General features: G+C 73.3%; 3 protein-coding genes. 2 read left to right on the top strand and 1 reads right to left on the bottom strand.

Translation table 11 applies throughout. The annotated features are described in order from the left end of the window. Positions 1 to 3: 3 nt before the first annotated feature. The gene (locus CKO13_RS11940) at positions 4 to 921 is read left to right on the top strand and encodes a patatin-like phospholipase family protein (RefSeq protein WP_242468030.1); all 918 of its coding nucleotides are present in this window, start codon (positions 4 to 6) and stop codon (positions 919 to 921) included. Between the two features lie 76 nt (positions 922 to 997). After that, entirely contained in the window at positions 998 to 1,759 is a 762-nt protein-coding gene (locus CKO13_RS11935) for a class I SAM-dependent methyltransferase (RefSeq protein ID WP_200261319.1), read from the top strand. Positions 1,760 to 1,989: 230 nt separating this feature from the next. Here CKO13_RS11935 and CKO13_RS11930 read toward each other — a convergent pair whose 3' ends face one another. Continuing rightward, positions 1,990 to 2,694, bottom strand: coding sequence for a class I SAM-dependent methyltransferase (locus CKO13_RS11930; RefSeq protein ID WP_200261317.1), 705 nt, complete (start codon positions 2,692 to 2,694; stop codon positions 1,990 to 1,992).

Genomic DNA, 2,694 nt, shown 5'->3' with positions numbered 1-2,694 from the left:
CAGATGGCCTCCACCGCCACGCTCCTCGCCCTGCTCCGGCCCGCCGCCGCGGCCGCCCCGGAGCGCACCGGTGCGGCGCCCCGGATCGGCCTGGCCCTCGGCAGCGGCGGCGTCCGCGGCCTGGCCCACGTGCAGGTCTTCGAGGTCCTCGAGGAGCTGGGCGTGCGGCCCCACCGCATCGCCGGCTCGAGCATCGGCGCCATCATGGGGGCGCTCTACGCCGCGGGACTCTCCGCCGCGCAGATCCGCACCGCCGTCGAGGAGCTGGCGCTCAAGACCGATGAGGGGTGGTTCCGGGCCCTGTTCAAGGGCAACTGGACGCGGTGGCTGCAGTTCTTCCAGCCCTTCGGCGACGACGGCGGGCTGGTGGAGGCCGACGCCTTCATCGAGTACCTCGCCGACCTGGCCGGGGTCCGGCGCTTCGAGGCCCTGGAGATCCCCCTGCAGGTCGTGGCCACGGACTACTGGCGGCGCAGCCCCGCCGTCTTCGACACCGGCGCGCTCTGGCCCGCCGTGCAGGGGAGCATGGCGGTGCCCGGCCTCTTCAGCCCGGTGAGCCACCAGGGGCGGGTGCTCGTCGACGGCGGCCTGACCAACCCCGTGCCCTACGACGTCCTCCCGGACGACTGCGAGATCACCATCGCCGTCGACGCCCTCGGCGCCCGGGTCCCCGAGGGCGGCGGCGCGGGCGCCGCCCCGAAGCCCTCCTACCTCGATAACAGCTTCAACACCTTCCAGATCATGCAGTCGGCGATCCTCCAGGAGAAGCTGCGCCGCCAGCGGCCCGACTTCCTGGTCAGCCCCGAGATCCGCAACGTGCAGATGCTCGACTTCCACCGCTTCGAGGAGATCTTCGCCCAGGCGCAGCCGGCCGCCGAGCGGCTGCGCGAGGGCCTGCAGGCCCGGCTCGGCGGGGGGTGACGGCCCGCCGGCGCTTGACCCGCGCCCGGCGGGGGCCAATCATGAGCCCACCACTTGAGCCGCAGAGGTCTCTTTCATGAGCCAATCCCAGGTCCAGACCGACGAGAAGAAGCAGCACTTCGACCACATCTACGTCGCCGACACGCCGGTGCCGTTCAAGGAGCAGATCCTCGACGGCCTGGAGTACGTCTCCGACAACTTCAACCGCCAGACCTTCGACCGCCTGATCCTGCCCTGGGCGCAGCAGCAGGCGACGGCGGAGCGCCCGCTGAACTTCGTCGACCTGGCCGGCTGCTTCGGCAACACCACCATGGCGACCCTCAACGGCATGGACTTCGACGCCATCCGCCACAACTGGCGCAGCGCCGAGGCCGCCCGGAGCATCGACCAGCCGCGGCGCTTCCCGGCGCGCACCACGGGCATCGACATCTCCGCCAACGCCCTCGCCTACGGCCACGCCGCCGGCCTCTACGACGAGACCATCGAGGTCGACCTCAACAACCCCGCCCCCGAGTCCCAGTCGGCCGTGGAGCGGGCCCTGAGCGAGGCGGAGATCGTCATCTCCACCGCCGCGCTGGTCTACCTCCAGCCCGAGGCCGTGAAGAAGGTCATCGACGCCTTCGCCCGCGGCGGCCGCGAGGGCTACATGCTCGTCAACTTCCTCAACCCCTTCGCCCTGGAGACCGCCGACGCCACCAAGCGGATGCTCCTCGAGCAGCTCGAGTTCGTCGGCAGCATGGCCTCCCGGCACCGGCGCATGTCGGCCCTGGAGCAGGAGAACTACCCCGGCGAGGAGTGGTCGCTGCTCGAGATCTGGGTCCTGCGCCGCCGCGGCTGACCCGCCGCCCCCTCCGCCGGGGCGCTGGCGCCCCGGCGGAGGGGCTGGACGGCGGCCCCGGGCGGGCGTCCTCTCGAGCGCGCCGAGCATCGCAGCCCGAGCGGGGACGCCGAGCGGCGCCANGAGTTTAGCGCGCGGCCCCGCTCGGGCGAGAAGCGCAGGGGACCCCGAAGGGGCGCGCTCGGCAGACGCCCGCCCGGGGCCGCCGTCCAGCCCCGCAGGCCGGGCCTCTAAGGGCCCTCGGGCTTGTGCATCAGGGCGACGTCCTTGGCCGGGATCTCGCAGGACCAGCCGAAGCGCCCGGCGAGGGCGCGCAGCGTCGCCTCCCGGTAGAAGACGACGTGGGTCGGATCCCGGCGGTAGTGCCAGCCGGCGAAGTAGTCGTCGTCGCTCTGGAAGGCGGTCATGATCCCCAGGACGCCGCCGGGGCGCAGCAGGGCGTCGAGGCGCTCGAGCTCCGCCGCCGGGCGGTGGAAGTGCTCGGCCGTCTCGGTGCAGGTGATGAAGTCGTAGCGCCGCGACAGCGGCGCCGGGTCGGGGTAGAAGAAGGGGTCGTAGAGGGCCACCTCGTGCCCGGCCTCCGCGAGCATCGCCGCCAGCGCCGGGCCGGGCCCGCAGCCGTAGTCGAGCCCGCTGCGCCGCGGCGCGAGCCGCTGGAGCAGGGGATCGGCGAGCTTGGCGAGGAAGCGCCGGTAGCGCGGGTCGTCGACGCGGTTGTCGTGCTCGCAGTAGCGGGCGTACTCCGCCTGGCGGTCCGGCCACTGGGCCGGATCCATGAAGCGGGCCTGGCAGCGGGGGCAGCGCCAGTAGTCGCGCCCGTCGACGGCCATGAGGTAGTCGCCGGGGTGCTCGCAGACCGGGCACGCCGGCGGGGCCTCGCTGCCGGGCGCTGCGGCGGGCTCAGGCTGCGCGGGGGTCGGGGCACGGGGTCTCAT

The organism is Halorhodospira neutriphila (assembly GCF_016584055.1).
In the GTDB taxonomy this organism is placed as follows: domain Bacteria; phylum Pseudomonadota; class Gammaproteobacteria; order Nitrococcales; family Halorhodospiraceae; genus Halorhodospira; species Halorhodospira neutriphila.
Note: the sequence above shows the minus strand (reverse complement) of the source record. Positions and strands in the feature narration are given on the sequence as shown.